Origin of the sequence: Paraburkholderia podalyriae (genome assembly GCF_014397785.1) — a bacterium.
In the GTDB taxonomy this organism is placed as follows: domain Bacteria; phylum Pseudomonadota; class Gammaproteobacteria; order Burkholderiales; family Burkholderiaceae; genus Paraburkholderia; species Paraburkholderia podalyriae.
The window spans coordinates 208,481-233,679 of the sequence record NZ_VZQQ01000008.1; the positions used below are offsets into that span (position 1 = coordinate 208,481).

The 25,199-nt window shown below is 61.1% G+C and carries 23 protein-coding genes and 1 pseudogene; 15 read left to right on the forward strand and 9 right to left on the reverse strand.

Annotation, left to right across the window (positions count from 1 at the left end):
- Window positions 1-395: 395 nt before the first annotated feature.
- The gene (locus F6X42_RS12135) at window positions 396-857 is read left to right on the forward strand and encodes a CHRD domain-containing protein (RefSeq protein ID WP_187634444.1); all 462 of its coding nucleotides are present in this window, start codon (window positions 396-398) and stop codon (window positions 855-857) included.
- A 44-nt stretch (window positions 858-901) separates the two neighbouring features.
- Here F6X42_RS12135 and F6X42_RS12140 read toward each other — a convergent pair whose 3' ends face one another.
- The 3 genes from F6X42_RS12140 to F6X42_RS12150 form a co-directional block, all read right to left on the reverse strand.
- Window positions 902-1,594 carry a cytochrome b/b6 domain-containing protein gene (locus F6X42_RS12140; RefSeq protein WP_187634445.1) on the reverse strand — a complete coding sequence of 231 codons (693 nt, stop codon included), beginning with the start codon at window positions 1,592-1,594 and terminating at the stop codon, window positions 902-904.
- 77 nt (window positions 1,595-1,671) lie between these two features.
- Window positions 1,672-2,871, reverse strand: a complete 1,200-nt coding sequence (locus tag F6X42_RS12145) for a GGDEF domain-containing protein (RefSeq protein ID WP_187634446.1) — start codon at window positions 2,869-2,871, stop codon at window positions 1,672-1,674.
- A gap of 171 nt (window positions 2,872-3,042) precedes the next feature.
- Window positions 3,043-3,633 carry a dimethylsulfonioproprionate lyase family protein gene (locus F6X42_RS12150; RefSeq protein WP_187634447.1) on the reverse strand — a complete coding sequence of 197 codons (591 nt, stop codon included), beginning with the start codon at window positions 3,631-3,633 and terminating at the stop codon, window positions 3,043-3,045.
- Between the two features lie 522 nt (window positions 3,634-4,155).
- On the opposite strand from F6X42_RS12150, the gene F6X42_RS12155 reads away from it, so the two are divergent.
- The 8 genes from F6X42_RS12155 (at window position 4,156) to F6X42_RS12190 (ending at window position 13,733) form a co-directional block, all read left to right on the forward strand.
- Window positions 4,156-5,445 carry a quaternary amine ABC transporter ATP-binding protein gene (locus tag F6X42_RS12155; RefSeq protein ID WP_187634448.1) on the forward strand — a complete coding sequence of 430 codons (1,290 nt, stop codon included), beginning with the start codon at window positions 4,156-4,158 and terminating at the stop codon, window positions 5,443-5,445.
- On the forward strand, window positions 5,442-6,323 hold the full coding sequence (locus tag F6X42_RS12160) for an ABC transporter permease (protein WP_187634449.1): 882 nt from the start codon (window positions 5,442-5,444) through the stop codon (window positions 6,321-6,323). Before F6X42_RS12155 ends, F6X42_RS12160 begins: the two co-directional genes overlap by 4 nt.
- A 78-nt stretch (window positions 6,324-6,401) precedes the next feature.
- Window positions 6,402-7,283, forward strand: coding sequence for a glycine betaine ABC transporter substrate-binding protein (locus tag F6X42_RS12165; protein WP_187634450.1), 882 nt, complete (start codon window positions 6,402-6,404; stop codon window positions 7,281-7,283).
- A 100-nt stretch (window positions 7,284-7,383) separates the two neighbouring features.
- A complete protein-coding gene (glyA, locus tag F6X42_RS12170; RefSeq protein ID WP_187634451.1) occupies window positions 7,384-8,679 on the forward strand; it encodes a serine hydroxymethyltransferase in 1,296 nt (431 codons plus the stop codon).
- 73 nt (window positions 8,680-8,752) lie between these two features.
- Window positions 8,753-9,640, forward strand: a complete 888-nt coding sequence (locus tag F6X42_RS12175) for a dihydrodipicolinate synthase family protein (RefSeq protein ID WP_187634514.1) — start codon at window positions 8,753-8,755, stop codon at window positions 9,638-9,640.
- 8 nt (window positions 9,641-9,648) lie between these two features.
- Entirely contained in the window at window positions 9,649-10,980 is a 1,332-nt protein-coding gene (locus F6X42_RS12180; protein ID WP_187634452.1) for an NAD(P)/FAD-dependent oxidoreductase, read from the forward strand.
- 17 nt (window positions 10,981-10,997) lie between these two features.
- Window positions 10,998-12,491 carry an aldehyde dehydrogenase gene (locus F6X42_RS12185; protein WP_187634453.1) on the forward strand — a complete coding sequence of 498 codons (1,494 nt, stop codon included), beginning with the start codon at window positions 10,998-11,000 and terminating at the stop codon, window positions 12,489-12,491.
- A gap of 240 nt (window positions 12,492-12,731) precedes the next feature.
- Entirely contained in the window at window positions 12,732-13,733 is a 1,002-nt protein-coding gene (locus F6X42_RS12190; RefSeq protein WP_187634515.1) for a LysR substrate-binding domain-containing protein, read from the forward strand.
- 104 nt (window positions 13,734-13,837) lie between these two features.
- Here the strand turns inward: F6X42_RS12190 and F6X42_RS12195 are convergent, their stop codons facing one another.
- Window positions 13,838-14,188: a helix-turn-helix domain-containing protein gene (locus tag F6X42_RS12195; protein ID WP_246530063.1), complete on the reverse strand. Its 351-nt coding sequence runs from the start codon at window positions 14,186-14,188 to the stop codon at window positions 13,838-13,840.
- 111 nt (window positions 14,189-14,299) lie between these two features.
- Here F6X42_RS12195 and F6X42_RS12200 point away from each other — a divergent pair.
- The 3 genes and pseudogenes from F6X42_RS12200 to F6X42_RS45285 form a co-directional block, all read left to right on the forward strand.
- A pseudogene (locus tag F6X42_RS12200) lies at window positions 14,300-14,699 on the forward strand (DDE-type integrase/transposase/recombinase); the annotation flags it as partial.
- Window positions 14,700-15,082: 383 nt separating this feature from the next.
- Entirely contained in the window at window positions 15,083-15,472 is a 390-nt protein-coding gene (locus tag F6X42_RS45280; RefSeq protein ID WP_281393957.1) for a heme-binding protein, read from the forward strand.
- Window positions 15,473-15,543: 71 nt separating this feature from the next.
- Window positions 15,544-15,807, forward strand: coding sequence for a heme-binding protein (locus tag F6X42_RS45285; RefSeq protein WP_312892645.1), 264 nt, complete (start codon window positions 15,544-15,546; stop codon window positions 15,805-15,807).
- A 222-nt stretch (window positions 15,808-16,029) separates the two neighbouring features.
- Here the strand turns inward: F6X42_RS45285 and F6X42_RS12210 are convergent, their stop codons facing one another.
- Window positions 16,030-16,479 carry a hypothetical protein gene (locus tag F6X42_RS12210; protein ID WP_187634454.1) on the reverse strand — a complete coding sequence of 150 codons (450 nt, stop codon included), beginning with the start codon at window positions 16,477-16,479 and terminating at the stop codon, window positions 16,030-16,032.
- Between the two features lie 595 nt (window positions 16,480-17,074).
- Here F6X42_RS12210 and F6X42_RS12215 point away from each other — a divergent pair.
- From F6X42_RS12215 to F6X42_RS12225, 3 genes are all read left to right on the forward strand, one after another.
- A complete protein-coding gene (locus F6X42_RS12215; RefSeq protein ID WP_187634455.1) occupies window positions 17,075-17,272 on the forward strand; it encodes a hypothetical protein in 198 nt (65 codons plus the stop codon).
- An 81-nt stretch (window positions 17,273-17,353) separates the two neighbouring features.
- Window positions 17,354-18,592 carry an ATP-grasp domain-containing protein gene (locus F6X42_RS12220; protein ID WP_187634456.1) on the forward strand — a complete coding sequence of 413 codons (1,239 nt, stop codon included), beginning with the start codon at window positions 17,354-17,356 and terminating at the stop codon, window positions 18,590-18,592.
- 29 nt (window positions 18,593-18,621) lie between these two features.
- On the forward strand, window positions 18,622-19,716 hold the full coding sequence (locus tag F6X42_RS12225; protein WP_187634457.1) for a phosphoserine transaminase: 1,095 nt from the start codon (window positions 18,622-18,624) through the stop codon (window positions 19,714-19,716).
- Between the two features lie 788 nt (window positions 19,717-20,504).
- Here the strand turns inward: F6X42_RS12225 and F6X42_RS12230 are convergent.
- Genes F6X42_RS12230 through F6X42_RS12245 form a run of 4 tightly spaced genes read right to left on the reverse strand, consistent with a single transcriptional unit; the run spans window position 20,505 to window position 25,122 of the window.
- The gene (locus F6X42_RS12230; protein WP_187634458.1) at window positions 20,505-23,171 is read right to left on the reverse strand and encodes an ABC transporter permease; all 2,667 of its coding nucleotides are present in this window, start codon (window positions 23,169-23,171) and stop codon (window positions 20,505-20,507) included.
- A complete protein-coding gene (locus F6X42_RS12235) occupies window positions 23,168-23,863 on the reverse strand; it encodes an ABC transporter ATP-binding protein (protein ID WP_187634459.1) in 696 nt (231 codons plus the stop codon). The genes F6X42_RS12230 and F6X42_RS12235 overlap by 4 nt, the downstream gene beginning before the upstream one ends.
- On the reverse strand, window positions 23,856-24,521 hold the full coding sequence (locus F6X42_RS12240; protein WP_187634460.1) for an ABC transporter ATP-binding protein: 666 nt from the start codon (window positions 24,519-24,521) through the stop codon (window positions 23,856-23,858). Before F6X42_RS12240 ends, F6X42_RS12235 begins: the two co-directional genes overlap by 8 nt.
- A 1-nt stretch (window position 24,522) precedes the next feature.
- Complete coding sequence (locus F6X42_RS12245; protein WP_222945562.1) at window positions 24,523-25,122, reverse strand: hypothetical protein; 600 nt, start codon at window positions 25,120-25,122, stop codon at window positions 24,523-24,525.
- Window positions 25,123-25,199 lie beyond the last annotated feature (77 nt).

A 25,199-nucleotide genomic window follows, 5' to 3' on the forward strand; every position in this document is an offset into this window, starting at 1 on the left:
GGGCCCGCGTGTGCGACCCAATAGAGACCGGTATGCGGGCAACTGCATGCCGGTTTTTTTTGCGGCGGCAGCGGCGAATGGACGGTCGATCAGCCGTCTCGTGTCGCCGTGACGTACCGGAAGAATTTTCCGCGCTAGTGCAATCCGAAGGTCAAATTGTCAACCCCCTTCGCGCAACCGTTTCCTTTCGAATCGCTGTCCAACAGATCTTGCGTCGACGTCACGAGGCGTCCCCATGCATAGGCACGAGTTCGACCTTACGCAAACTTCGCTTTACGGGCGGCTTGCGTCTATCCTTGTCTCACGTCTTCGGCTGCCAACAGCGCCGACGAGGTCTTCCGCAGTGTTCAATAATCGCCTGCCCACCAAGGGCAAAACCAACAGGAGAAAACCAGATGTCACGATCGATCTCGCAGCGCGCATTCATGGTGTTCGGTGGTTTGGCCTTAGCGGGTACGCTGACCTTGGCGCAAGCGGCGCCGGTCTCATTCAACGTACCTTTGACGGGCGCCCAACAGGTTCCGCCGGTGCAGACTCCCGGCAGCGGCAGCGCCAAGCTCACGTACGACGCCAGCACGCGGGTCGTCACCTGGAACATCACGTTCAGCGGATTGACGAGTCCGACCACGATGGCGCATTTCCACGGACCCGCTCCGGCCGGTAAAAACGCGGACGTAAAGGTCTGGCTGTCGCAGAAGGGCAAGATGGAGGCGACCAGCCCGATCACCGGTCAGGCCACGCTATCTCCGGACGACGCCAAGATGTTCGAAGCCGGTGACATGTACATCAACGTTCACACCAAGAACAATCCGAACGGCGAGATTCGCGGCCAGGTGATGCCGCCGAAGGGCGACTGAAGCAGGTCCCATAGCGGCGCCCCGAACTCAGGTTTGCGGCAAGCTCACAGATAAGCCGCCAGCAGCACCACCACGGCAGCCCCGACGCAGAGTGGAAGCAGCGCCAGCAGCGCTGGCGCCTGCCGAGGCGCGTCGACGGACGCGGGCAGCGGTTTGTGGCCGGTTAGCATCGGACGCAGCAGGTTGTGTCCCTTCGCTACTGCATAGAGGGCAATCACGAGCACGTGCAGCGCCACCGCCGCGAGCAGCACGTACCAGACAAGCCCGTGCAGTGCCGAGATTGCGTTGGCAAGCCACACGGGCGTTAGTTCGCTCAACGGCCCTTCGTCGGCGATGTCGTTGTTGACGTACAGCCCGCTCAGCGTCTCGGTCAGCAGCAAGGCGAGCAGCAACAGAACCATCCAGCCGCCGGCCGCATTGTGGCCGACCTGCACGTCCGGCTCGCGACGAAACAGGCGGCGCAAATGACGAAGCGCGGCCGCGGGCGATGCGACGAAACTGCGAAAGCGCGCGGTCTCACTGCCAAAGCAGCCCCACAGCAGCCGGGCAATCACCAGTGCAAGCAGCGTCTCGCCGACCCGCACGTGCCAGTCGATCCAGTTCAGCTTCAGGGTGATATAAGCGGCCGTGACCAGCACCACCACCAGCCAGTGAAACAGCCGCACCGGCGCGTCCCAGACCAGCACCGGGCGGGTGATGGGCTGGGTGGGCCGCGTGACGGGTTCGGGAGCATCCATGTGTCGTGCCTACGTGCGCGATCGGCTGGGGCGAAATTGGCGTGGTTCCTTCGACCCACGCTCTATCTGCAAGGAGCTTAATTCGGATTTCCACTCGAGGCGCAAGTGGCGAAGGGAGGCGCAGCCGTTGGCGTCTGTTCAAGCCGATTACCGCCTAGCGACTTGGCTCGATATAACGCCTGATCGGCGGCTGAGAGCAGGTCGGTGACGCTAGCCGTTTCGCGACCTGACTCGGCGAGCCCAATGCTGACGGTGGCGCGAATTCGGTCGCCGTCGGCACCATGCGACATCGCGGCAAACCGGTTGGCAATGGTCTCGCCTAGCTCTTTTGCGCGTTGGCTGTCGTAGCCCGGCAGCAGCGCGGCGAATTCTTCACCGCCGATGCGCGCAACGATCGCGTCCGCATCCGTCACGGCTCGAACGGTTTGCGCGAATGACCTCAAAACCTCGTCGCCAGTCTTGTGCCCATGGCGATCGTTGATTCTCTTGAAGTGATCGAGGTCGAAGGCAAGGAGCGTGACAGGTCGCCGGTGTGTGCCGTGCTCGCTGATGACCCACTCCCCCTCTTCAAAAAACAACTTTCGATTACCGAGGCGAGTCAGGTAATCCGTGCGCGACTCCTGCAAAAGCTCACCATGAATCTCTTCCCTGGTTAGGCGGAGCAGGGTCATCGGCAAAACGACTGAGTACAGCACCCCTTCGTACATCGTGATTTCGCTCGAAACAGCCAGAATGTGCGGCCCGAAGATCGGGACCAGCCATGGCAGCACGAAAGCTCTGGCGGCGTAAAACAGCGCGTGGATGCCCGTCACCGCCACGGCGACGCGTCGGGATTGGACCGCCGGCATTCCATCGCCTCGCATCAGTTCGAGCGATGTCATGGCGGAAGCCAGTGCGATCGGGATGGCGCTCACATAGATCCAGACCGCAGCCTGCCAACGCACGCCCGCGAGCGCCCACGTGAGCCCCATCAGCACGAGCAAGCCGACCGAGCTTGCGAGATACCGCCGGCCGTTAAACATCGCGATACCGTCCAGCACCAGCAGGTAGCCGCCGAGAATCACGAGATTACTGACGGCGGGTCCAGCGGCACCGAGCAGTTGAACCCGAAACGCAGCCGCCGCGCAACCGATTCCAAGGGTCGCATATCCAGCCGCCAGCATTCGCAATTCCTTGCCGCGCTTGGGATGGGACAGGTGTTCCCAATACATCATGGCGGAACTGGCCAATAGAGTTCCGATCACAAGAAGGTAAAGGGTGGCTAGATCGACTTTCATCGCTGACTTCGGAGCGGCCCCTTCACAACGGGGAAAAGGTTGAAGACACAACACCAGGTAACGGCAAATGCCGCGCATCCTTGCGAGATGATAACGGAAGGGGCAGCGCGGGGAGACTCGAAGCCTGGAGATTGCCGACGCAAATCGGCCGATACATTCGGCGTGGCGATTTCAAACCAGCAGACACCATATCGCGAAGAGCGGAGTGGTTCCCGAGCGCATTGCGTGCGGGCTATTTGGTGGGTTGTGGAGGCCTGCGCCGATACCCGGATCGAACCAGTGTCCGTTGCCTTGCCAGAATTCCCCAGCGCTCAGCAGTACATAGGCCTCTTCCGGCGGATGTCGATGATCGGGGTACCGGGTCAGCGGTGCAAGCAAAGAAAAGCCCAGTTGGACGTCGTAGCGGCTTTCCATACCACCGGGGCCGCAAATCATGCCGTGCACGTGCTTTGCGACATAATCATCGCTTCCATTCGATCCTGAAGTTCGACGTTGCCAACCGATCGAGGCTTCGAGCGACTTGATCGCCCGCGCAGCGGCACCCAGATCAGATGGGTCATCCAGAAGCGGCGCCAACGCGGAGTCGAGAAGGTCGCAAGCAGGGTAACGCTGGCTGTTGCGGCGCCCATCGTCGGACGGCTGCTCGATACGCTCGAATACTTTCACAGCCAGTTGGCGAGCTGCGGCTGGCAGCGCTTGCGCTTGAAACAGTCTTTGGGCAATGCGGATGAAATTAGCGAGATCGTCATGTCGCGTATACATAGACCCTCCAGGAATCCGTTGGTAGCGTTGACGTCGTCAGAGATCAGCGCGGCGCTGCGTCTTCTCCCAGCCATTCAATCAGCTGCGTGATGACCGGTGTAATGGTTCCATATCTGTCCTAATAAACCCTGTCAGGACATTCCCTTGGCTCGCCGCATTTCGATTAATCCATAAATGCTCGCCAGGCGGGACGCGTCGCGACCCGCAATTGCCCGCGAAGCCCCGTCTGCAGCGGAGCCGCGCGTCGCCCGCGAATTCGCCGAAGCTTGCGTCGCCCGACGCGGCCCTCGCATGCATTACCAAAGGTATGGAAAAGAGCCCAGAAAATGTAGCTGGAGGCCGCAATTTGAATTGATACGCTGCAATCACATCATCAACTGCCGCACCAAAACCGGATTCACCGGAGTATCGAATTCGGAGTCGAGTGAGCGCTGATGCTAGCTGAGCCGCCACGCACGAACTCACGGTCAAGCCGGAGTTTCGCCATCGGCAATTCTTTAACCAGCCAGCCGGGAAGACCGAATGAGCCCAAATCTGACGTTCGCGCCGGAAGACGTGATACCTCCAGGCGCAATCAACACGGCGTCCGTGCCATCGGCGACCCGGCCGGTCGCCATCTCGGGCACGGACATTCTGACGGTGAAAAACCTTTCGAAGATCTTTGGCCCGAAGCCCGAAGTAGCCGAGCAATTGGTCAAGCAGGGCCTCGGACGCGATGAAGTGTTCAAGCGCACGGGCAACATGCTGGCGGTCAACGACGTCAGCCTGAACGTCAGGGCCGGCGAGATTTTCGTCATCATGGGACTGTCGGGTTCCGGTAAGTCGACGCTGGTGCGCCTGCTCAACCGCCTGATCGAACCGACGTCGGGCCAGGTCGTTCTCGAAGGCCGCGACATTGCGCCGATGTCCACGCCGGAACTGCGGGAAGTGCGCCGCAAGAAGATGGCGATGGTGTTCCAGTCGTTCGCGCTGCTGCCGAACCGCACGGTGATCGACAACATTTCGTACGGCCTCGAGGTCGCCGGCATGAAGAAGTCCGAGCGCTATGAGATCGCCCGGACCGCGCTCAAGCGTGTGGGTCTCGACTCGTACGACAAACTTCTACCCAGCGAACTGTCGGGTGGCATGCAGCAGCGGGTCGGTCTGGCGCGCGCCCTCGCGGTCAATCCCGCGGTGCTCCTGATGGACGAAGCGTTCTCCGCGCTCGATCCGCTGATCCGCTTCGAGATGCAGACCGAACTGCTGCGGCTTCAGAAGGAAGAGCAGCGCACCATCGTCTTCATTTCGCACGATATCGAAGAGGCCATCAAGATCGGCGGGCGTATCGGCATCATGAAGGATGGGAGCCTGATTCAGGTGGGCACGCCGGCCGAACTCATCCAGTCGCCGGCCGACGACTACGTACGGGACTTTTTCCGTCACGTCGATGTTTCGCGCTTTCTGAAAGCCGACAGCCTGCTGACCCCGGTCGAGCGCGGACTGATTTCCGGCGATGTCGGCGCACCGGCTGAGCGTTACCTCGATCAACTGATCGACAGCGGCGCTGAATGTGGCTACGTGTGTGATGAGTCCGGCCGCTACCAGGGCTGCGTCACCCCCGCGTCGCTGCACAGGACGGGAGGCCGACCCCTGCGCGAAGCATTGCTCGAGGATTTGAGCACAGTCTCGCTGGACACCGATCTGCACGAACTCTCGGCGATCGCGTTGAGCCAGCAGCACGACGTAGCGGTGACCGATTCGGCAGGCCAACTCAGGGGCGTCGTGTCGTGCCGAACGATACTCAAGCAGGTCATGGAGCGGAGGGCAGCATGAATTCCTCAGTCATCGGCAAGTTCGCGGAGAACGCCGTCAATTTCCTGTTCAATCATTTCCAGGGCGGCTTCAACGCTTTTTCCGCCGCGCTGGGCGCGGTCGTCAAACTGCTCGAGAACGGCCTTGCGGCCATTCCGTTCGTCGCGATGCTCGTCATCCTCGTGGCGCTCGCATTGTGGCGCCGTGGCATCGCGTTCTCGGTTTTCGTCGGTATCGCGTTGCTGCTGATTCATTACATGGGCCTGTGGCCGCAAACCGTCTCGACCCTCGCGCTTGTCGTTGCCGCGACGGTATTCAGCCTGATCGTCGGCGTTCCGCTGGGTATCTGGGGCGCCCGCAACAAGCGGGTCGAGATGATCCTGCGCTCGCTGCTCGATTTCATGCAGACGATGCCCGCGTTCGTTTATCTGATCCCCGCCGTGATTCTGTTCGGCTTGGGGCGTGTCCCAGCGGTGATCGCAACCGTGGTATTCGCGATGCCGCCTGTCGTGCGACTCACGACGCTGGGCATCCGCCAGGTTCGCGAGGAATTGCTGGAAGCGGGCCGCTCGTTCGGCAGCAATGACGCGCAACTGCTGTGGAAAATCCAGCTGCCGAACGCATTGCCGTCCATCATGGCCGGCGTGAACCAGACGATCATGATGTCGCTGTCGATGGTTGTGATTGCGTCGATGATCGGCGCGGGTGGCCTTGGCGAGTACGTACTGAGCGGCATCCAGCGTCTTGACATCGGCATCGGTTTCGAGGGTGGCCTGGGTGTCGTGCTGCTGGCGATCGTGCTGGATCGGCTGACGGAGACTTTTGGCGTGAAGTCGAAGAAGAGGGGACCCGTCACGAAAGTCAGCAAGGCTGGCGCCGCCGAAGCGGCCCGCAGTTGAGCACGCGAAGGCCAGCCTGAACGAGGCGTGGCATCCGTGACGGAATGGGTAGTGTCAATATAAATACGGAGTACTGACATGGTTAGAAATAGTCTCAAATCACTGGTGGCGAAGGTGGCGGTATCGACGGTCGTCGCGTTGGGCGTCGGCGTCGGGTCTGCCTCGGCAGCCGAGCCGATCAAGCTGGCGATCACCGACTGGGCAGACGTTCTGGCGACGGCCAATGTCGCCAGATACGTGCTCGAAGCCAAATTGAATCAGCCGGCCAAGTTCGTCAACGCGGACATCGGCATCCAGTTCCAGGGCGTCGCGCGCGGCGACCTCGACATCATGGTGGGCGGCTGGCTGCCGGTGACGCATGCCGTCTACTACGCAAAGTACAAGAACGATCTGGATGATGTCGGCGTCATCTACACAGGCGGTAGAAACGGCTGGGCCGTGCCCGCATACGTGCCGGAGTCCGAAGTTTCGTCGATTGCGGATCTGAGCAAGCCGGAGGTCAAGAGCAAGCTCGACAGCACGATTCAAGGGATCGGGCCGGGGTCGGGGCTGATGCAGGCATCGGCGAAATCCGTTCAGGCGTACGACCTGACCGGCTACAACCTGCAGTCGTCGAGCGAGGCCGGAATGCTCGCCGCGGTATCACGCGCGTATCAGACAAGGCAGTGGGTGGTTGCGACGGTCTGGAGCCCGCACTGGCTTTGGCAGAAGTGGCAGATGCGCTATCTGAAGGACCCGAAAGGAACGCTGGGCGGCGAGGAGCAGGTCCACGCGTTCGCGTCCAAACAGTTTGCCAGCAAGTTTCCTCGCGCCGATGTGTTCTTCAAGCATTTCAAACTGACCTTGGCTGACATCGAAGCGATCGAACTGGAAGGAAACAGTACGAACGACTATGCCACCGCCGCGAAGAAGTTCGTCGATGCGCACCCGGACAAACTGCAAGCCTGGCTGCAGCAGTAACCGGGACGTTCGGATCCACGGGGGCAGAAAGGTCCGCTGCCTCACGCGATTTCATGATTTTGCAGGGACTGCTTGAGACCATTACTTCCTGGGGTGACTTGTGAGCGAAAACACGTGCTTCTTTTCTGAAACGCTTCAGAGCCGTGATCCGGTCATTGCATCGGAGATCGCGCTCGAATTGCGCCGGCAGCAAACGCAGATCGAATTGATTGCTTCCGAAAATATCGTTTCGGCCGCGGTGATGGAAGCGCAAGGTACGGTGCTGACCAACAAATATGCGGAGGGATATCCGTCGAAGCGCTATTACGGCGGCTGCGAGCACGTCGACCGGATCGAGGCGCTCGCCATCGATCGCGTGAAGGCGCTGTTCGACGCCGGGCATGCGAACGTCCAGCCGCATTCCGGCGCGCAGGCGAACGGCGCTGTGATGCTTGCGCTCGTCAAGCCTGGTGACACGGTCATGGGTATGTCGTTGGACGCGGGCGGCCACCTCACGCACGGCGCGCGTCCCGCACTCTCCGGCAAGTGGTTCAACGCGGTCCAATATGGCGTGAGCCCGCAAACCTGCCGGATCGACTACGACGCGGTCCGCCGGCTGGCGCACGAGCATCGGCCGAAGCTCATCATCGCGGGTTACTCCGCTTATCCGCGGGCGCTCGACTTCGCGGCTTTCCGTGAGATTGCGGACAGCGTTGGAGCCCTGCTGATGGTCGACATGGCGCATATCGCCGGCATCGTCGCGGCCGGGCGCCACGAGAACCCGATCAAGTACGCGGATGTGGTGACGTCGACCACGCACAAGACACTTCGGGGCCCGCGCGGCGGCTTCATCCTCACCAACAACGCCGACATCGCGAAGAAGATCAATTCGGCCGTGTTCCCCGGCTTGCAGGGCGGACCGCTGATGCATGTCATCGCGGGCAAGGCGGTAGCGTTCGGCGAGGCGTTGCGTCCGGAGTTCGCAGGCTACATCGACCGGGTGCTGCGTAACGCCGACGCGCTGGGCAATACGCTGCAATCGGGCGGGCTGTCGCTCGTCACGGGCGGCACCGACAACCATCTGTTGCTCGTCGATCTTCGTTCCAGACGGATCACGGGGACCCAGGCCGAGAAGGCTCTCGAGCGCGCGGGCATCACCTGCAACAAGAACGGCATCCCGTTCGACACCGAAAACCCGACCGTGACCTCCGGCATCCGGCTTGGCACGCCTGCCGGTACGACGCGCGGTTTCGGCGCCGCGCAGTTCGAGCAGATTGGCGAAATGATTCTTGAAGTTCTGGCGGGGCTGGAGCGCGAGTCCGGCGGCGACGATCAGATCGAACGCGCAGTGCGTAGCCGCGTGAGAGACCTGTGCAACCAGTTTCCGATTTACTCGCACGCCGACGCGTTGGCGTAAGCCGGGCGCCCAGGCCGCGAGTGTAGGGAAGACCTGATTATCAGTTTGAAGATCAATGAAGAGAGGAATCGAAATGAGCTTCGAGGGCGTACATACTCCGCTGGTCACTCCGTTCAGCGAAGACGGAGAAATCGACCATGTTTTGCTGGGCAAGCATGCAGCTAACCTCGCTGGCCGCGTTTCAGGGCTCGGGATTGGTGGCACTACGGGCGAATACTACGCGTTGAGCTTCGACGAACGCGTCAAGACGTTCGCCACCGTTGCCGACGCAGCGGGTGGAAAAACGTATCTGACCGCCGGCATCAATGCGACCACGACCAGGGAAGTGATTCGCCTGGGTCTCGAGGCGAAGCGGGCGGGTTTATCGTCGTTGCTGGTTGCCGCACCGTACTACACGCAGCCGACCCAGCAAGAACTGCTGACGCATCTGTTGAAGGTGGACGACGCGCTGGACATGCCGATCATGCTGTACAACTTCCCGGCCCGCACCGGAACGGAAATCAGCGACGGCGTGCTGGCAACGCTGCTCGAGCGTCCGAACTTTGTCGCGATGAAGGAGAGCACCGGCGACATTTCGCATCTGCACCATCTGATCACGCACTTCAAGGACCGGCTGGTGCTGAGCTGCGGGATGGACGACCAGGCACTCGAATTCTTCGCATGGGGCGCGAAGAGCTGGGTTGGCGGCGCGTCGAACTTCCTGCCCGAAGCGCACACGGCGCTCTTCGATGCATGCGTGAAGCAGAACGATTTCGTTCTCGGCCGCAAGCTGATGGCGCAATTGCTGCCGGTGCTCGAACTGCTCGAGCGCAGCGGCAAATTCATTCAGTACGTCCGCTACGGTTGCGAACTCGCGGGACTGCCGGTGGGCGTTGCTCGCGCACCGCTCGGCTCGCTGACGGACCAGGAGCGCGGCGCGTTTGCGCAACTCGTGAAACCTCTGATTCGCAACGCGCAGTAACAGCAAAAATGGTCTCCAATCTGGAATTCGCGCGGTTTCCGGCGCCAGACGGCGTCAACGGATGGTGGGAGAGTCTGCCGCCCGCGGCGCCGGCTAACAGCGTGTCGTCCGCGCATCGATACGATTGGGTCGTTGTCGGCGGTGGTATCACGGGGCTTTGCGCCGCTCGCCGGCTTGCCGAGCTGGCGCCCGAAGCGTCGATCGCGCTCGTCGAGGCGGATCGCATCGGGCGCACGACGGCCGGACGCAATTCCGGATTCTTCGTCGATTTGCCCCACGATATCAGCAGTGAAACCTATTCCCGCACTGTGAGCGAGGACAAGGCCGACGTGCAGTTTCAGCGGCACGGGATCGATTATGTGCGCTCGATCGTACGCCAGCACGGCATCGACTGCGACTGGCGCGACGAAGGCAAATTCCACGCGTCGGTCAACAAGAAGGGCCTCGATGCGCTCTCACACTTTGCGGATGGATTGACGCGCATCGACGAAGCATTCGAGTGGCTCGATCAACCGGCGATTCGCGCGGTGACGGGAACGGACTTTTTTCAGGGCGCGCTGTTCACGCCGGGCTGCAGCACCGTGCAACCGGCCGCGCTGATGCGCGGTCTGGCGGCCACGCAGCCCGCCAACGTGACGGTTTTCGAGGCGAGCGCGGTGACGCAAATCGATCATCGCGGCAACGAGAAAATCCTGCATTTCGCCGGCGGAAAGATCGTGGCCAAACAGGTGATTCTCTGCACCAATGCCTACGCGGCGACGTTCGGTACCCATCCGAATGGCTTGCTGCCGGTCTACACGTTCGCATCGATGACTCGCGTGATGCATGCCGACGAGGTCGACCGACTGGCCGGGACACGATCGTGGTCGCTGATTCCGGCCGACCCGATGGGCACGACCGTGCGCCGGCTGGCTACGGACCGGATTTGCGTGCGTAATCATTTCGCGTTCCGGCCGGGGCTGCAGGTGTCCCATGCCGATCTCGCGAAGGCGAAAGCGCTGCATCAACGCTCGTTCGACCGGCGATTCCCGATGCTCGAAGGCGTCGAGCTCGAGTACACGTGGGGTGGTCCGCTGTGTCTGTCCGCGAACAACGGCGCGCTGTTCGGCCGTCGCGACGACGGGATCTTCGAAGCAGTGGGTTGCAATGGCCTCGGGCTGAGCAGAGGGTCTTCGTCAGGCAAGCTGATTGCCGAATACGCGCTGGGCCAGAGCAACGAACTGGTGCGCCAGCGGCTGAACCAGCCGCACCCGCGCTCGCTGCCGGTTCGACCGATCGTTGACGTGGCGGTATCTGCGACGATCTGGGCAAAGGAAATGTCGGCGGGGGCCGAACTTTAATCATCCAAGGACACGAGATGACAACGCATCAGCAGTGGAAGCAGAAAGCCGACGAACTGCCGCTCGACGGGCGGGCATTCATCGCCGGAGAGCGGTGTCGGGCGGCGTCGAGCGAGACGTTCGTCACGCTCAATCCCGCATCAGGCAAGGGGCTGGCGGAAGTAGCGAAGTGCGGTGACAAGGATGTGGATCGCGCGGTCGCGGCCGCTCGGGGCGCGTTCGAATCGGGCGTGTGGTCGAAGGCCGCGCCGGCTCACCGCAAGTCGATCCTGCTTCGCCTCGCGCAATTGATCGACGAGCATGCGGACGAGTTGGCGCTCCTCGAGGCACTGGAGGCGGGCAAGCCGATCAGCGAATGCCTCGGGCTGGATATTCCCGAGTCGGCGGCTTGCATCCGCTGGCACGCCGAAGTGACCGATAAGCGCTACGACGCGCTGTCGCCTTCGGGACCCGAGGTCGTCAGCATGATCACGCGCGAACCGATCGGTGTGGTTGCCGCCGTGCTGCCCTGGAATTTCCCCGCACTGATGCTTGCCTGGAAGATCGGACCGGCTTTGTCCGTCGGCAATAGCGTGATCGTGAAGCCCGCGGAACAGACGTCACTGTCGACGTTGCGCATCGCGGATCTCGCTTTCGAGGCTGGCGTGCCCGCGGGAGTGTTCAGCGTCGTGACGGGCTTTGGCGAAGGCGCGGGACAGGCGCTGGGTCGCCATCCCGACGTCGACCTCGTCGCGTTCACCGGCTCGACTTCGACGGGCAAGCGCTTTCTGCATTATTCCGCGGACACCAATCTGAAGCGTGTGGTGCTCGAATGCGGCGGGAAGAATCCACAGGTGATCCTTCCCGATGTGTCGAACCTCGATGCGGTGGCCGAACAGGCCGTTGCCGCCGCGTTCTGGAACATGGGAGAGAACTGCAGCGCTGGCTCGCGGATTCTCGTTCATTCGAGCAAGCGGGCGGAGCTGGTCGAGAAAGTCCAGTCCGTTCTTGCGGGCTGGAAAATGGGTGATCCGCTCGACCCGGACGTGAAGCTCGGCGCGCTGATCGAGCACAAGCACTATGAGAAGGTGCTCGCGCACATCGAGAAGGCAAAGGAGCAGGGCGCGCGCGTGATTTGCGGCGGACGTGCCGCGCTGACCGAGACCGGCGGATGGTTCGTCGAGCCCACGATATTCGATCAGGTAAAGCCGGATATGGCCATCGCACGAGAGGAAGTGTTTGGGCCAGTCGTGTGTTTTATCGAATACGATGACGTGGAGGACGCCATCCGGATTGCGAACGACACGTGTTACGGACTCGCAGCCTCTTTGTGGACCGATAGTGTGAACAGCGCTCATCAAGTCGCGGCGCGTATTCGTGCCGGTACGGTCACGGTCAACTGCTTTGGCGAGGGAGACCTTTCGACGCCATTCGGAGGCTTCAAGCAATCGGGGTTTGGCGGGCGCGACAAGTCTGTCTATGCGCACGATCAGTATTGCGAGCTGAAGACCACCTGGTTGAAGCTAGGTTGAGTTCGCAGCGGGAAGCGGGCGAACGGGCCCGTGGCGAGCTTTTATGCCGCGCGGTACCGTATCTAACAGGCGGCTTATGGTTCACATCACTTGTCAATAGGCAGGCGGACTTGCAAGCTATTCTGATCCGAATCCCTTCGGGGTTGGTGGCGTGAGCGTCGCTCGCCATTGGCGGCCGGACAGCCCGGGCGAGCGACACGACCATCCGCGATGCAAGCACCCATTCAGAGAGCGCAAGCCATGTTAAAGAAGCAGCCTTTCGCAGACAGACTTCTCGCCCAGATGCCGTCACTGCGGGCACTCAAATGCTTCGTGACGGCGGCGAGATACGAGAGCTTTACTCAGGCGGCGGAGGTCCTCTGCGTGACGCAGGCCGCAATTAGCAGACAAATCAAAGAACTCGAAGATTCGCTCGACGTCGCGCTGTTCGAGCGAACCGGCAGGCACATCGCACTGACCGACGCAGGGCGCATTCTGTACAACGCGTCGTATCTGTCGATCATGAATATCGCCGAAGCGGCGGAGGCGGTGCGTCGCACGGATAGGCACGCGTTAACCGTTTGCGTGTCGCATACGTTTGCGGCGTTATGGTTGTCGTCGCGGCTGCCGGCGTTTCGCGAGCGATTTCCAAGTATCCAGTTGCATGTGATGGTCACCGAGCACTTCATGGAACTGGACGAGCTGATGGAGCCGGACATCATCATCACGAAGAATCCGCCGCGCGAGCCGGAATACGATGTCGAGCCGTTGTTCCATGATGTCGTCTACCCGGTTTGCAGCCCAACATTTTACGAACGGCATTTTCGTGACAAGAAGCTCAAACCGCTCGATCTGCTATCGCAACCCACCTTGAATCTGTCGTTGCTGGGGCGTGCCCAGGTGTGTGAACACGTGGATTGGCGAGTGTGGCGCAACTGGTTCCAGCAAGGCGACGGCACCGACATACTGGCTGACAACAGGCGCCTGGAGAGCAACGACTATCGGCTCCTCGTCGCGCAAGCGGAAGCCGGCGAAGGGACGCTGCTTGGTTGGCACCATCTTGTCCACCTGCAGATCGAACAAGGGCGCCTGATGCGGCCCGTTCCGGACGCGCTTGTCTTCAAAGACCGCTATCACTATTTGATTACGCACCGGAACGCACGGCCCCGAACCGAGTATCTGCAGTTTCGGGACTGGCTCAACGAGGAAGCCGGCGCAATGATGCGGGACTGGATCGACACCGGTGTTGCCACCACAGGCTAGCGTAACGGGTCATGGCATATTGAAACGCGCGGTCAGCGCGCGTGCGAAGGGTGTCGAGGCCATTCTGAAATGTCGTTGAAGTCAGCCCTATCGCAATGGCAGCTTCACTTGCCCCTGGCGGCACGTTCCTGTCCGGGCGTGGCGTCAAAGAGCTTCCGATAACACCGCCCCAGATGCGAGGCGCTGGCAAACCCGCACTGCATCGCGATGTCGAAAATGGACGATGTCGATTCATGCAGGAGCTTTTGCGCCGTCTTCAGGCGCACGCCGAGATAGAACTGCGAGGGTCCCATGCCGAAATGCTTGAGCCACATGCGCTCGAACTGGCGAGGCGAAATGCCGACTAGCGAAGCGAGCGTCTGCACGGGGACGGGGCGTTCAATGTTCTGCTCCATCAGCGTGATCGCGTTGACGATGCGCCGATCCTCTATCCCATGGCGCCACTGAATCGCCATCTTCTGGCTCTCCTGTGACGCACGAATACGCGTATGCAGAAACTGGTCGGCGACATCGGCCGCAAGCCGATGGTTATGCGCGCGAGCGATGACGTCCAGCATCAGATCGATCGCGGCCGTGCCGCCGCCAAACGTTTTTTCAAGCGTGTGTTGCGCTCGAACCCGGTGCCACGCAAGATTGTCACCGATCAGTTGCTCAGCTATCCCGCGGCGAACGTCGACGTCCCGGAGTTGGTCAACGTGAAGCATGTGTTCGTCAAGGCTGCGGTCCGTATCAACAACCGGACAGAGAACAGCCATCAACCCACGCGGGAGCGCGAGCGGTGTATGCGAGGCTTTCGCGACCCAAAGCGCACAGACCTTCCTGTCCAGCTTCGGTCCAATTCGGCAGCATTTCGCACTGAAGCGGCATCTTCTGCGCGCTTCACTCTATCGCAGACAACTCACGGCCCGGTTCGCCGCATGGTGCGAATTTACCAACGTCACCCAAACTCCGTCGAATGCTTTCTGAGTCATAGTGGCCTTATGCATCTCATCGCCGAACTCCCGTAAGTCGACAACGCCTTTCTGACCTGCCCCGTGGCTGACGGGAACTCTGTTTTGGCCAATGACCTTTGAGTAATGGTCTTCACTATTTAAAGGCGTCCAATGGGGCGACATATGTTCGCTGTGGGGGTTCGCCGCCGGCATTCGACGGCGACGAGTTTTGACAATGCATGGAGTGTCGCTTTGAAACGTCTGTTCGTTGTCACCAGCGGTCTTGCGAACTCCGGGGAAACCTTCACACCTTGCCATAAGGGTGTTAGCAGATTTTGTGCATTCGGTATCCTATTGATAGGTCTAATTCCAGCCCGCAATGTGTTTGCTTTGAAATAGATCGTCAGGAGAAACGTCATGCGTAAGATGCTCATCGTCGCTGTCGCAGCCTTCTGCATTGCGTCCTTTTCGCATGAAAGTCGTGCGTCTGGTGATGATGACGTTCCACAAGGACGTTGCAAGTTGCCACAAGGTACGGTCGCATTGGTGGAAAAGCAGTTGAGTACGGTAGTCAATCTGGCCGATGGCAATGGGGGGATCTTCAAGCCCAATCGGATGTGGGCGGCCATTGTCGATCGGGAAGGGCACCTCTGCTCGGTGATCGTGACTGGGGATGCCTGGCCGGGTAGTCGGGCCATCGCAATTGCGAAGGCCTATACTGCGAACGGTTTCAGCAACGATGCACTCGCTCTATCGACGGCAACCTCTATGCGGCCACCCAGCCGGGCGGGTCTCTGTACGGGCTGAATAATTCGAATCCTTTTGACGCGCGCTTCCTCGAACAGGGCAGCGGCATCGGACACACGCTTGGTGGCATCATTACCTTTGGCGGCGGTGTCGCACTTTATGCGGGTGGGAAAGTCATAGGAGGATTAGGGGTGAGCGGCGATAGCGCCTGCGCCGATCATGCGATCGCGTATCGCATGCGCAAGCTGGCGGGGCTCGGAACTGTACCCGCCGGCGAAGGCCCGAATAACACGGATAACATCATATATTCAACAAGCGGGTCTCCGATCGGCTTTGAGCACCCTCATTGCTTTCCGACCGACCTGAGCGCCGCTGCCATTGAGAACACACATTAGTCAACGTGTTGACCCGCAGCGGTTGGCCATCCCACGCTATGGCTAATTGCAAGGGCATCAGCAACGTATTGACTGGAGATGGAGATATTCAGACCGCGTGTGGCCAACGACTTGCGAAATCACGATTTTTTTGAGGCATGAAATGGTGCAGCGCTGCTGAATGTCCTCAGGTGACTCCAGGGGCCGTCGACCGTCGATGGCCTGTTCGATCGATGCAACTGGTCAGCTTCTCGCCGAGTGGTGTTGACATCTGGCTCGCATCCAGCCGGTGCTGATCGTTTCCGCCGGCTTGCCGCATAGCTCGCACAGCCGACCGCCCATCATCTCCGCCGGTTCGATCACGGCGCGTTGTCGCGCATCAGCGCCCGAAGCACTGAAGCGCAGCGTTCCGGACTTTTCCTTGACCTGCATCACAACCACCTGCGGAGCGCCGTGCTTTGTACAAAGCTGCAGCTTCGCGCACAATACATCGATCAGATCGAACCAGCCGTCTCCGCACTCGAATCCCCACACAGAGAATACCGTTGGCACGGCATCCGGATCGTCGGTGACTGCCGGGGTGACGGCGAATATGAGCGGGTATCTTTCCCGTAAGATGTTTGACGATTCCTCGCGCACCGCTTCTTTCTCCCATGTCAGTATTGCTGCCGCAGCTACAATTTTAGTTGTCACATAGTGTCCGGCTCGGCGAGAACCGGCTATCGAGCGCAACAGGGCGCCAGGTGAGGAGGCCAGAGCGTGATTGCCGCGGAACCTGGAGGATTGCCGGACAGGATCGAGTGCCGTCGTACACAGGTGGTGGAGCGAATCGGTCTGCTCATTGATGAGCGTCGCTGACCGGCCATCTGCGGACGATCGTTCGCGCTCCCGCGCGGACATTTGAATGTCGGCTTCGCCCTAGGTACCGGACTTTGCGTTTCGACGACGCCCAACGTGCCGTCGCCCTTCTCAATTGGTTGGACAGCATGGGAAGTCGCCCGGGAAGCCGCAGATCCACCCGTTTATTCCGGATTGCCGCTAACAGCGGTCAGCCCCGTGAGATTCACACTGCGGGTCGTGAACCATGCTTGAGTTTAAGGACGGAAAACGGTCACCGTTGACCTGTCGTCGCCTCAAAATCCTCTGAATAGGTGGTCAATCGCCCCTCTTTTCCCTCGTTTGGTTCAGCCCCAAGCTCGTATCATGGGCTGCACATTGGGGTTAATGCAGTATGTCGGACCCGTTGTGGGTTACAAAATCCTGACGTTTCTATCGAAGGAAAAGATACATGTCAATTGCAAAGCGACGCGCGAGCTCGGCCAGATTGTTCCTCGTAACCAACAAATCGAGTGCTGTCGCGATTCCCGCGGACTGTAAAGCAACGACATCCGGGCCGACGCCAGAAGCATGGTTCGAGGAAGAAGTCGGCTACATCGGCGAAATGCCGGCGTGTACCCGCATCCCGACTGACACCCACCGTCAATGACCTGAGTGAACTTCACGTAAAAGTAATGCCGGCGAGCGCATTCTTTCGCCCCGGGTATCGCTCCACTGAAACGCGCCATTCATGAATACTGTTCGAACTGAATTAACGGGTGATGCCGGCCTGCCATCGATGCATCAGCCACTGGGACTGGCTGCGTTGCTCCGGGCGGCAACGGCTGGGAGCGATCTGACGCCGCTGGGGGAAAGCCTGCTCGAGCACGTAAAGCGCCATGACGACCCGTACGCTCTGCTTGATTTGTCGCTAGTGTTGCAATTGAAATACCAGAAAGCGGCCGCTCTCGCCGTCCAGCAGCAAGCGCTTCAAATGACCAGACATTATCGGTTAAAGAGCGCCCAGACGATCAAGACTCCCTTGAAGGTGCTGGTGCTCAAGGCTCCGGGCGATCTGATGGCGAACACGCCTTTTGAGTGCCTGCTTGAGAACGCCGACCTGCAGATAGAGGTCCTGTATGTCGACGCGCGGCCGCTGGGGAATGCCGAGTTGCCCGAGCACGACGTTATCTTCGTTGCGGCATGCGCGTCGGATGAAACCGTGGGCGTTCTTGCCCAAATCGCGTCGCTGACGAGCGGGACGGGTTGCCGCGTACTAAACCGGTCCGAACACATTGCGAAGACAATGCGTGACACCGCCTATGCTCTGCTGGGCGCTGCCCCCGGTATCTGTATGGCCCACACGGTGCGCCTTTCCCGTGAGCGGGTCGACGAAGCGGCTTCGGGAGCGTTGCAGTTGTCCGAGGTACTCGGCGCAAACTATCCGCTCATCATACGGCCGATAGGATCGCACGCCGGACAAGGTCTGGCAAAAGTGTCTGACGCTCAGGAACTCGCGCGCTACATGGCTGAGTCTGACGCCGTGGAATATTACATGGCGCCTTTTATCGACTACAGCAGCGCCGACGGTCTGTTTCGCAAATACCGGATCGTGATGATTGAGGGAACGCCATTCGTGTGCCATATGGGCATCTCGAAGGAATGGATGGTTCACTACCCTTACGCGGAAATGTCGACGCATCCCGACCGGCGAGAGGAAGAATCGCACCTGATGGCGAGCTTTGACACCGATTTTGCTGTGCGTCACCGCGAGGCGTTTCGCAACGTCGCGGAATTGACCGGCCTCGATTACGTAGGATTCGATTGCGCTGAAACGAGCGATGGCCGGCTGCTCATATTCGAGATCGCGACGGGCATGGTTGTGCATGACTTGGACGACCAGAGCATCTTTCCTTATAAGGTTCCGCAAATTCGCCGGGTTGCTGACGCCTTTCATGAAATGCTGCGCCGCGCGGCTGCGAACGCATAGAAAATCCAACGGCTGGCCTCGGAGGCATAGTGAAGTCCAATGCATTGAATTTTTCCGGTGGTCCCGGAGCGCTCCCTGAAACGGTGCTGGAACAGACGCGCATAGCGATTACCGCGTTACCGGAAACCGGCATCTCCGTACTCGGCATGAGCCATCGCTCGGACTGGTTTCGCTCCATACTGGACGAAGCGGAACAGAATCTGCGCGTTCTGCTCGGTATATCCGACGACTACGCCATTACTTTTCAGCAGGGCGGCAGTAGTCTGCAGTTCGCGATGATTCCGATGAATTTTGCCGCGAAAGGATTCGCGCCGCCCGAATATGTGACGTCCGGCTACTGGAGCGGTCGGGCGACCTCGGAGGCGGCCAAGGTGACTGAGAGGAAAGTTGCGTGGGACGGCCACGCGACGGGCTACCGGCAGCTGCCCGCCCTCGATAAACTGGACATCTCCGGCTCTGCCGCCTATCTGCATTACGTGTCGAACGAGACCGTGGAAGGTTTGCAATTTCCGGTTTGGGAAGAGGCGACGCAGGTACCGCTGATTGCGGACATGTCGTCCGATTTTCTGTCGAAGCCCATTCGGCCAGACGCATACTCGATGATTTATGCCCACGCCCAGAAGAACCTAGGTCCGGCTGGGGTAACGGTAGCGGTAATCAAGCGTTCGCTGCTTGAACGGATCCCCGACGGCTTGCCGGCGATCCTCGATTTTCGCACCCACGTCTCGCACGGTTCCAACTACAACACGCCGCCGGTATTCGCGATCTATGTGCTGACGTTGATTACGCGCTGGCTGCGCTTCGATGTTGGCGGTCTGCACGCGATGCAAAGCATCAATGAGAGAAAGGCGCGGCGGCTGTATGACACGCTGGACGCTTTGGAGGGGGTCGTGACCGTCCACGCGGACCGTCGCTGGCGCTCACAAATGAACGTGGCTTTTAAATTCGGTGATTCTCGGCTCGGCGATGCGTTTATCGGGGCGGCTCGTGAACAGGGTATCGTTGGACTAGAGGGGCACCGTTCAATTGGCGGGTTGCGTGCGTCTCTATACAACGCCGTTACAGAGCAAGCCGTGGACATTCTGGCAGACGCACTAACGGAATTCAGTATGCAACGGGCCTGAACAGCAATGCCGGTTCTCACGTTGACGTGCCGTGCGACTCGAAGGAATAAATGACCGCTGCACCCCAAAAAGCTGCCGATTGAGGTGGCGTCTGGTTTAGAGTCCGGAGTGGGTCGCGTGCCGCCGATCGCCGTCAGGCAGAGGGCGGTTGCGCGGACATTTGAACGTCGGGTCCTCCCTGGCAGCAGTAATTCAGCTTCCGGTCATACATGTCGGTCTCGATCGGAGAGATTGGCCGCTGACGAGAAGATTGAACGCTCGTTCACGACCCGCGATCGCCATTCGCGACCTGCACATATACAGGTCGGGCGGTCTCCAGGTGTATTCCTTCGCACCTTGGGGAAACCTGTAACACGTTGCGCCTCGCACTGCGCGGGTTGGTTCGCGAAGATAGACGTCGGCGCGTTCGACACGGCGCCGGCTGACTGGCAGACGCGCTCTTCGCTTTCCACCGGGCGGTAAATGATGCCAGCTCACTTGGCGTGCTTCCGGAATAATGGCGATGCCTACTGCGATCGAGGTCGCGGTCGATGGCTCAACGAACTGCGTCGAAATCGTCTCCAGTTCGCCGTCACTTATCGGGCGTCGTAGAAGCCGCTACGTCTCGGCCGATAATAGAGGAAGTCGTAACGCGGGCGCTGCGAGCGCTTCGGATACCTCTTGCTGAGGCTACCAATTGTTTTGGGGGAGAACGTGCTTTCCCTCTGTCGTGTCAAACGCTACAAGGCAACGCGGATCGAGGCGGCGCCGTGCGGGCGTAAGCCGTCGAGCATGCATGCTCGCTGGTGTCACAGCTCACGCATGCGCTGGACAGCAGACTCGCGCGTCTCGCGAAAAGCCGCGATCACCGCAATCACCACCGACAGCGCCGCCACGCCGGCGAGGAAAGCCAGAAAGACCCAAGGCACGGTGAGGCGCTCGGGCGGAGGATCGAACACACCGGTCAGCAGCTTGACCAGCATCCACGCCAGTGCAAAACCCGTCAGCGTTCCGATGGCCGCCCCGCCCAACAGGAGCACGAGCGCCTCGCTCCACAAGAACGCACCAAGCTGACGCGGCTTGGCACCGAGCGCGGTCAGAATCGCAAACGTGCGCCGCCGATCGAAGAAACCCAGCGCAATGATGAGTCCGGTTGCGCCGGCGACCATCAACGCCGCGGCCCCGAGTTCGAGTTGCGTGAGCCCGCGCAAATCGACGGCTGTCAGGCTCGAATTGATCACGCGCTGCGCCTGCCCGATGTCGGTGATCTTGACTGCCCCAAACGGCGCAACCGTGCCGCGCGCGGCCAAGGCCACCTGCTCAGGCGGCGCCGTTGTCTTCAGCAACACGATTTCCGCCGCGCTCGTGCCGGTTTTCCGCGCGATGTAGTCGGCATTCGCGACGAGGAATGAGTCGCGCGGCGCGGTCGGAAATTCGCGCACGACGCCAACAAAACGAAACGGCACCACGCGATATTGATGGTCGCTTGCGCTCTGAAGGCGAAGGTTGATCTCGTCGCCCGGGTGCAGTTGATAGTCCTTCACGGTCTCTTCGGACACGAGGATGCCGTTCGGATATTGCGCGAGCAAGTTGAGCGACCTTTGCGCATTGCCGCCTTCGAAATAGGCGTCGGCCATGCGCGTCGCTTGTCCGATGTGGCGGGCGTCGATGCCATACAGGTCTTGCAGGTCCGTGCCCACGTAGGCGAAACGGTGCTGCATCTGCTGGGCGGCGCTGACTCCGGGCAATGCAGCAAGTTCGGCGAATCTGGCTGACGCGGGCGCCTGCGAAGTCCCGGTCGCCGTCACGTCTGCGCCGTTCGTGAGTTCCGCGTTCACGCGTGCCTGCGCGTTGTAGGTTGCGTTGAACACGGCCGTGGACGTCGCGAACGCGAACGCCAACGCGATAAGCGCGATGCCCTGCGTCATTCGATTGCGCTGCCGGCTCATCGCCGCCGCGGCCACGCCGGCAAGCGAATGCGCAAGCGGACGAAGCCAGATGGCGAGCGCGCCGCGCCCGCGCCGCAATCCCTCGAGACCGAGCCTGATGGTCAGGAGGCCGCATCCTGCCCAGGTCAGGACGGGCGCGAGAAAGGCGACGTAATCGATCGACGATGACGGCGTGCCTTCGGGAGCCAGCACGACCTGATACCCGGTGCTCCAGGTCCGCCAGAAGATGATGGCCGACAGTGCGAGCAGGACAAGATCGAAGTAGACCCGTTGCCAGAGGCGCGGACACTCGGAACCCGTCAGCCGGCGGGCGCTCGTGACCGGCGTCGTGCTTGCACTGATCCATGCTGCCACGAGAATCGCCGCATTCGCCAGCACGACGCCCGCTATGGCCGCGCAGGCGACCCAGCGCATCGACGAAGCCCCAAAATAGCCAGCGCCGAGAAACAGATGCGACAACAACGCGGCAAGGACCAACCCAACAAGCGTACCGCTGACGCCAACGCACATCGCTTCGACCGCCGCCAGCTTCATGATCTGGGCGCGCGATGCGCCACGGATTCGCAGGAGTGCCTGATCTCGGCGTCGCCGTCCGGAACCTGCCGCAACGACTCCGATCGTCAGGAACGCGCCGAGAAGCGCGCCGGGTGCGCCCAGAAACAGAAACAGCACCTTTGCGTAAAGCGCGTCGCTGCGCACACCGTCGAGCCGCGCGGCAAGGTTGTCGGCAACGAGCGCATTGCCCGCAATGCGCGTCTCGAGGTTCCTTGCAGCGCCCTGCACCTGAGCAAAGGCGGCTTCGGGATCGCCCGGCAAACCGTCATGCGCGAGTCCGACGTGAAGCTGGATGCGCGACCGACGCGATCCGGCTGACGCCTCTGCGCCGAACAGGCGTTGCCACGCGTCCATCGGAAGCAGAAGCACATTGTCCGGAGGCGCTTGCGGCGCTGCGACAGGCGCGACGCCGATCGCCTGAAACATCGCATCGGCGTTCGGCAAATCGACTATGCCGGCAATCCGCACATTGGCCGCAGCCACGCCTGGACCATGAATATTCACCGTATCGCCGATGGTCACATGCAGGTTCGCGGCGGTCTGCTGAGCAATCAGAGCGCCATCCAGATTACCCAGCAGCAGCCGGAACTGAGCCGGAAAGTCCTGGAAGTACGTGCTTTCAAGACCGAGCACTTTGCCCTGTCCGGTCGTCTGTACGGTTTCTCCTGTGGTCGCTTCGAAGCCATCGACATCGGCATAACCGACAGCTTGCTGTTTCGTGACCCGCGCGGCCTTTGCGACGGCTGCTGCCACTTCGTGGACCGAAAGCGCGCCCATCGTCGCCGGTCCTGGTTGCACCTGCCAATCGACGGGCAGGCTCGCGCTCGCACGCTGTGTCATCGAAGCGGTGCTTCGCGCGATGAAAGCGCCAAGCGATGCGACCAGCGCGACCGTCACCGCGACGCCAGCCGCCATGCCCGCGAGCCGGCCCCTGCGTTGCCTGACAAGTCCGATAAGCCAAAGGCCGATCATGGCTGTCCCGATGTCGGCCCGGCTTCGGTGAGCACGCCGCGCTCCATGCGCCAGACTGCGTTCATCCGTGCTGAAACGGCTGGATCATGAGTGGCGATGACGAGCGCCGTCGGCGTGTTGGCGAGATGCGCGATGAGTGCATCGAGCAAGGCCTGGCCGGTGGCCTGATCGAGCTGGCCCGTGGGCTCGTCGGCGAGAATGACGAGCGGTCGTCCGACCGTAGCGCGCGCCATCGCCACGCGCTGCATCTGTCCGCCCGAGAGTTCCTCTGGCAATTTCTGCGCAAGCGCCTCGAGACCGAACCTGGCAAGCGCAGCGGCCACAGCGCGTTCGGCACCGCTCGCGCGGTCGGCGGGATCGGCCGCATCGGCTATCAGGAGCGGCAACGCAACGTTTTCGCTCACCGTCAAAGGCTCCAGCAGGCTCGGCGTCTGGAACACGAGCGAGATCCTTGCGGGCAGCAGCGTCTCGCGCGCACCGAGCGCGGGCCAATCGATCACGCCGCTCGTCGGCGTATCGAGCGCTGCCATCAGGTGCAGCAAGGTCGTCTTGCCACTCCCCGAACGGCCCGCCAGCGCGATCCGGTCTCCTCGATTGAGGACGAAGCTGGCCGCGGCGAGCGCCACGACTTGCCTCTCGCCATGCCGATAGGTGCGGCTGAGCGATCGGGCTTCGATCAGCACGTCACGCATCGTCGAGCCTCCCATCGCGGATGACGAGCACGCGGTCAGCGCGCGCAGCCAGAGCCTCGCTGTGCGTCGCGACTAGCGCCATGTCGCCGTTGCCGTGACATCGCTCGACCAGATGACTCACGATCACGGTTTCGGTTGCGGCATCGACTTCGGCGGTGGGCTCGTCCGCTAGGAGCACCTTATGCTCGGCCGAGAGCGCCACCGCGAGCCCGGCGCGCGCCGCTTCGCCGCCGGACAACTGCGACGGATACGCGCGGCGTCGCGCGGCCAGGTCGGTCACATCAAGCAGTGCGTCGAGTTTGTCGCGATCGTTCTTGCCAGCGAGCGACATCTGCAGCGTCATGTTGCCCTCGACGGTAAGGTGCTCGAACAGGTTGGCCGACTGCATCAGCAAGCCGATGTGGCGCGCCCGTAAGGCCGCACGCACCGCTTCGGGCCGGCGCGACAGGCGTTGGCCCATCACATCGACATGGCCGCCGTCCGGTTCCTCCAGTCCAGCAAGACACGCGAGGAGCGTTGACTTGCCGCTGCCGGAGGGTCCCAGCAACGCGACGAATTCGCCTGCGCACAGTTGCAGTGAGACGCCCCTGAGCGCGGCGGTCTCGTCGTCTCCGCTGTGGTAAAAGCGGTAGAGTTCGAACGCTTCGAGCCGAGGCAAATCAGCGCCATTGGAACGAATTGGCCATGAGGTTCCATTGATCGGCATTGTCGGCTCCAAGCGGTGCGGAGAGCTCGAGCGTCGCAAGTGTGCCGCCGCGATAGATTAAATACCGATGATTCTCAAGACGAAGTTGCTTGTTCGTGACCGGGTTCGGTTCGGAATTCGACGTGTAGGTAATCAGCACGGCTGCCCCGCTGCGCAGCCGGACGTTTTTGATGGCACCAATCCTGATTGCATGACCGGTCCTGGCGAGTTCGGCGGCTTCGCGCGCAGTAACGGACGATACCGTCGGCGCGCTCGCAGCAGGTGCAACACTGATCTCGACGACGTTGTACTTATCGGCAAAGCGCGTCCCGTCGCGGCGTTCCGTGCGCGCCCAACCTTCGGGCACTTTGAGGGAAAAGCCCGCCGGAGACTGGTAGGTTACGAAGACTTGCGTGTCCGGAATGTCGCCCGGCGGACTCTTTTCGGGCGTGGCAGCCTGCTCGGTTGTCGCCAAGACGTTTGCGGCGGCTTCCAGCGTGCAGGGCGAGGCGGCGAACGCCAGCACAATGGCCGAACTCCGCAGTAAGCGCTGACAGGTCAGATGCGGTATCACGATCCCTCCCTGCTTCACATCCGTGCAGGGCGACTCTTCCTGAAGGAACCACTGGTTCGCATGCACCGAACTACCTA

Excerpts from the sequence above, each read along its gene's own strand:
- F6X42_RS12140 (WP_187634445.1), bottom strand. The coding sequence starts at position 1,594 with ATGGATGCTCCCGAACCCGTCACGCGGCCCACCCAGCCCATCACCCGC.
- F6X42_RS12135 (WP_187634444.1), top strand. The coding sequence starts at position 396 with ATGTCACGATCGATCTCGCAGCGCGCATTCATGGTGTTCGGTGGTTTG.
- F6X42_RS12145 (WP_187634446.1), bottom strand. The coding sequence starts at position 2,871 with ATGAAAGTCGATCTAGCCACCCTTTACCTTCTTGTGATCGGAACTCTA.
- F6X42_RS12160 (WP_187634449.1), top strand. The coding sequence starts at position 5,442 with ATGAATTCCTCAGTCATCGGCAAGTTCGCGGAGAACGCCGTCAATTTC.
- F6X42_RS12195 (WP_246530063.1), bottom strand. The coding sequence starts at position 14,188 with ATGGCGATTCAGTGGCGCCATGGGATAGAGGATCGGCGCATCGTCAAC.
- F6X42_RS12190 (WP_187634515.1), top strand. The coding sequence starts at position 12,732 with ATGTTAAAGAAGCAGCCTTTCGCAGACAGACTTCTCGCCCAGATGCCG.
- F6X42_RS12155 (WP_187634448.1), top strand. The coding sequence starts at position 4,156 with ATGAGCCCAAATCTGACGTTCGCGCCGGAAGACGTGATACCTCCAGGC.
- F6X42_RS12175 (WP_187634514.1), top strand. The coding sequence starts at position 8,753 with ATGAGCTTCGAGGGCGTACATACTCCGCTGGTCACTCCGTTCAGCGAA.
- F6X42_RS12180 (WP_187634452.1), top strand. The coding sequence starts at position 9,649 with ATGGTCTCCAATCTGGAATTCGCGCGGTTTCCGGCGCCAGACGGCGTC.
- F6X42_RS12215 (WP_187634455.1), top strand. The coding sequence starts at position 17,075 with ATGTCAATTGCAAAGCGACGCGCGAGCTCGGCCAGATTGTTCCTCGTA.
- F6X42_RS12150 (WP_187634447.1), bottom strand. The coding sequence starts at position 3,633 with ATGTATACGCGACATGACGATCTCGCTAATTTCATCCGCATTGCCCAA.
- F6X42_RS45280 (WP_281393957.1), top strand. The coding sequence starts at position 15,083 with ATGCGTAAGATGCTCATCGTCGCTGTCGCAGCCTTCTGCATTGCGTCC.
- F6X42_RS12235 (WP_187634459.1), bottom strand. The coding sequence starts at position 23,863 with ATGCGTGACGTGCTGATCGAAGCCCGATCGCTCAGCCGCACCTATCGG.
- F6X42_RS12165 (WP_187634450.1), top strand. The coding sequence starts at position 6,402 with ATGGTTAGAAATAGTCTCAAATCACTGGTGGCGAAGGTGGCGGTATCG.
- F6X42_RS12230 (WP_187634458.1), bottom strand. The coding sequence starts at position 23,171 with ATGATCGGCCTTTGGCTTATCGGACTTGTCAGGCAACGCAGGGGCCGG.
- F6X42_RS12220 (WP_187634456.1), top strand. The coding sequence starts at position 17,354 with ATGAATACTGTTCGAACTGAATTAACGGGTGATGCCGGCCTGCCATCG.
- F6X42_RS12185 (WP_187634453.1), top strand. The coding sequence starts at position 10,998 with ATGACAACGCATCAGCAGTGGAAGCAGAAAGCCGACGAACTGCCGCTC.